The 4206-nt window shown below is 30.5% G+C and carries 2 protein-coding genes; both read right to left on the bottom strand.

Annotation, left to right across the window (positions count from 1 at the left end; translation table 11 throughout):
* On the bottom strand, positions 1–1973 hold a 1973-nt coding region (locus B2W91_RS00685), incomplete at its 3' end, for a 5'-nucleotidase C-terminal domain-containing protein (protein ID WP_291578337.1).
* Positions 1974–2197: 224 nt separating this feature from the next.
* Complete coding sequence (locus B2W91_RS00680; protein ID WP_291578336.1) at positions 2198–3955, bottom strand: 5'-nucleotidase C-terminal domain-containing protein; 1758 nt, start codon at positions 3953–3955, stop codon at positions 2198–2200.
* Positions 3956–4206 lie beyond the last annotated feature (251 nt).

Below are 4206 nucleotides of genomic sequence, written 5' to 3'. Positions count from 1 at the left end.
CCAGTTTGTGGTAATTTTTCTTCTTCTTTAGAATTATTATTATTACTATTATTATTGCTATTATTATTTGAACTTGGTTTATCCCCTGGATTAGTTACCTCATTATTCTCATCATCAGGTAATTCAGTTACTAAATCTTTTATATCATCCCAAGTTATGCTTCTAACATTTGGAGTTCTTCCATCTTCGGAAGCTGGAACTATAACTTTTCCTTCATTTATAAGTTTAACTGCAGCAGCTCTTTTTGCTTTATCAAAACTATATCCTGTAAGCTTCCAGTTATTATCTAATGTTGGAGTTATAACTCCATTTTTCTCTTTTACAATATATTCTCTAATAAAATCTCTTACCGCTGATATCTGCTCATTTGCAGAATCATAAACAACTTCTACATTTTCACCTTTGAATACCCCAGACTCACTATTTAAAAGTGTTGTATTAGCTCTATAGTTATTAACAGTTAAATAAATTATATCCCCATCTTTCACAGCTGTTCCATTATTATAAGTTAAGTTTTCTACTCTTGAACCTTCTGGTTTGGATATATTTATTTCATATTTAACTCCACCAAACATATCATAATTGTACATTCTTATGTTTTCGTTAAAAGAAACTGTTAAATCTCCTTCTTTAAAAGTGTTATAATATCTTGCTGACCACTCCATATATCTCTTTAATTGATTTCCATTAATTTTTAAAGTCATCAATGTATTATCATATTTGTAAATCTTTGAAGTATCCGCCTTTTTGATTTTTCCTTCTTTTGCATTAGCCTTTGAATCAAAAATTGCAGCAGCAGAAACATGGCGTGCTCCATTTGGAACATTTTCTTTTCCATAACGCATTTGAACTTCTAATATTAAATCTAATAATGAAGTATCTCTTAATTGAGCTTCAGTAATTCCCTTTATTTCATCAGCTGGTGCTAAATCTCCGCCTTTAAGCTCTCCTATTATTATATTAGCATCTGCTAAAGCTTTTTCATGTTGTGGAGCTAATTTTGCTTTTAAAGCCTCATCTTCCTTATAGTTCTTAACTTCTATTAAATCTGATTTAACATCTGTACTTCTATTTTTAATTACATATTTTCCATCAGAGTTTTTAGTTAATTTTATATCTACTTTAGACACAAATTCCCCACATTTACCTGGCTCTGTTATAACCACGCCATTTACAACTTCTCCTTTTATATTTGAATGAGCATGGCCACAAATCATTGCTGCAATTTCTGGACATTCTTTTGCTATTTCTGAGGCACTATCTCCAAGTCCATACTCTGTGTCTTTTCCCATATGAACAGTTGCAATTATAATATCTGCTTTTTTATTATCTTGAATTTCTTTAATTGCTTTTTTTGTTTCCTCAACAGCATTAGTAACTTTATATCCTTCAAGATTAGGACCATCCCATTTAGTAATATGAGGTGAAACCATTCCTATATTAGCAACTTTTACCCCATTTACATCAACTATCTCATAAGCCTTTCCAAGCGGCTCTCCATTTGGCTTATATACGTTTCCACATAGAATGGCAGTATCTGTAAATTGTGACATTACCTTTTCCAATGCTGGCACTCCATAGTTAAATTCATGATTTCCTAGAGTCCATGTATCATATCCTATCTCATTCATAGCTAAAATCATTGGATGAATATCATCTTCTAAGAATAAGTAAGCTGAGTTATCCTGTATAGTATCTCCTGCATCCACAACCATTGTATTAGGATTTTTTTCTTTAAGCTCTTTTATTAAAGAAGCAACTTGAGTAAGACTGCCCTTTGTATTTGCCTCATTCATAGCATATTCATAAGGTACAAATCTTCCATGTAGATCTGAAGTTCCTATTATTTGTATTTCTTTTGTTTCCTCATTAGCAAAAACCTCTTTTGTACTATGGAAAGAAAACAAGGTAAATACCATAGTAAATACAACTAATAATGATATAGGTTTTTTCATTCTAAAGAGTTTTAACATATGTAACTCCCCCTAAATTAAATATTAAGATAAATTATTTAAATTTACTATTATAAAAATAATAAGTACCTTGTTATAGATATTCGATGTGAAAACTTAAAATATACTCTTGAAAAAGAATCTTTGTTATGAAAACCAAAATGTATAAATTAAATTTCCACTTAGAAATCCTATATGCAAACAAGGTACTTATATATCAAATTATACTTTTTTATTAAGAAAGATTATGCTGCATCTTCTTCCTTATTTTTTCTATTTCTTACAAACATAGCTCCACCTAAAAGAGTAACTATAGTTCCTAAAGTTATAAATTCATTACTTCCAAAACCTAATCCAGTTTGTGGTAATTTTTCTTCATCTTCTTTTGAATTATCCGGATTAGTTCCTGGTTTAGTTTCTGGTTTAAATCCAGGCTCAGTCTCTGGCTTTTTGCCTTCTATTAATAAGCCTTGAGCAGTATAATCTATTTTTCCTTCTTTTTTCATAATTTCTACCATACCATCTCTAATTGGTTTACCTGTATCTAAAACGTTTTTACCACCTGAAAAATCAAATTCGTCTCCGCCTTCAGCCATAAAGTCATTAGTAACAACTTTATAATACTTATCCATTTCTATTGGAGTACCATCTAATAATTCCATATGATTAATTCTTTCTCCTGATGGTTTTTCTTTGTCATAGTAAGCTCTTACACCATAGAATTGAACCCATCCATATGTTTCATTAGCAATTCCATGTTCTAAGTTTTTCTTAATATCAGAACCTTTTAAGTCCATGGTAACTAAAGTGTTATCAAAAGGCATAATTGTATACATATGTCCCATTGTTATTTCACCTTTAGATAATGGTGCTCTTATTCCTCCACCATTCATAAGTCCAATTTGAGCATCAGCTGACATTGTCATGTATTTAGCTGTAAGCTCTCCTAGTGGACTTAATCCTTCTTTTCTATCATGAGCTAAATCAACTAATAAATCTGCAACTTTTTCATTTAATATAGGCTTTAACTCTTCAGTATATTTTCCTACTAAAGCTTTAACTTCTTCATTTTCTGTTAAATCTTTTCTTTCAAATAATACGTCTACAGATGGTTCTATTGAAGATAATTTATTATCTTTATCAACCTTTATAGAAAGCTTACCTAGAGCTCTTCCATTATACATAGCTTGTACTATAGGAACGTTATTAACTTTTCCTGAAACCTTCTGATGGGTATGTGAAGATATTATTCCATCTAAACCTTTAACATTGTTTGCAAGTTCTGCTGCTTCTCCAGTTACTACTCCATCTTGGCTTTGCATACTTCCTAGATGAGTTAATGCTATAACTATATCAGCCTTTTCTACATTTCTTAAATGATCCACCCAAATTTGTGCTGCTTCTGCTGGATCTTTAAACTCATAATTCTTAACGTTTTCAGGCTTTGTTTTAACTGCTGTCTCTGGAGTTGCAAGTCCTACAAAACCTATTTTTACTCCATCAATTTCTTGTACTGCATATGGCTCAGCCCATTCTACAGGTTTTCCTGTTCTTTTATCATAAACATTGGAAGCTAAAAACTTAAAATTTCCTTCTTGCTGCCATGAAATTAAATGCTTATCGCCCCAATCAAACTCATGATTTCCCAATGCTGAATATTTAATTCCTATTGAATTAAATACATCTGTTACTGGTTTACCATAAGTCAAGTTAGACATAGCACTTCCTTGAAAGGCATCTCCTGCACATACTACAATACTATTAGGATTAGCTTTTCTTGCTTCATCAATTGCTCCAGCAAGTTTTGCTGCTCCTACATTTTTTCCACTTTCCTCTAGGGATCCATGGAAATCATTGAAACTTAAGATATCAATTTGTTTATACTGTGAATTTACCTCTTCAGCATAAACTACATTAGCATTAAATTGAACTACTAATGAAAATACGAAAGTAAATGCAATTAATAGTGCCAATTTTGCTTTGTCTTTGAAAAATTTGTTCATATTAAATCCCCCTAAACTAAATGATATATTTTAATTATAGTATAATTTGTATTATGTTGGAACATAAAAAACCTTTTTGTTTTAAATTTTTGTTAAGTCAGTAATATATAGGATGCAATGTAAAAGCTTAAAATATACTAAAAAAATAAATTTTCTTCTAAAAAACTTCAAATGCTATGTTAGTAGAGTTTCGACCATAAATTTATGCAAAAGGTTTCTTTATATACACTAAAATCATGTATAAGTTAAAT

This window comes from Clostridium sp. UBA6640 (assembly GCF_002455975.1).
Taxonomy (GTDB): Bacteria; Bacillota; Clostridia; order Clostridiales; family Clostridiaceae; genus Clostridium_J.
Note: the sequence above shows the minus strand (reverse complement) of the source record. Positions and strands in the feature narration are given on the sequence as shown.

Coding starts and splice junctions, on each gene's coding strand:
- B2W91_RS00680 (WP_291578336.1), bottom strand. CDS start 3,955: ATGAACAAATTTTTCAAAGACAAAGCAAAATTGGCACTATTAATTGCA.